General features: G+C 57.1%; 1 protein-coding gene. It reads left to right on the forward strand.

Features of this window, described 5'->3' with window-relative positions; translation table 11 throughout:
* Nucleotides 1-109 precede the first annotated feature (109 nt).
* Nucleotides 110-266, forward strand: a 157-nt coding sequence (locus R2R70_RS20745) for an iron-sulfur cluster biosynthesis family protein (RefSeq protein WP_410979013.1), incomplete at its 3' end; no start/stop codon positions are given.

The following is a 266-nucleotide window of genomic DNA, read 5'->3' on the forward strand; positions in this document are numbered from 1 at the left end:
CTTGATTTCCTGGGCTTAAGCACGAACTCAGGAACAGCCCTACAATAGCGGCTAGAAGCTTTTTTGGAGAGTTCGAATGAACGCTGTCACCGAGACCCCCGTGACTGAAATGCCCGGTCCCCTCGTTTTTACCGACGCAGCGGCTGACAAGGTCAAGCAACTGATCGACGAGGAAGGCAACCCGGAGCTGAAGCTGCGCGTGTTCGTGCAAGGCGGCGGCTGCTCGGGCTTCCAGTACGGATTCACGTTCGACGAGACCGTCAACG

Source organism: Cobetia sp. SIMBA_158, assembly GCF_046566945.1.
GTDB classification, from domain to species: Bacteria; Pseudomonadota; Gammaproteobacteria; order Pseudomonadales; family Halomonadaceae; genus Cobetia; species Cobetia amphilecti.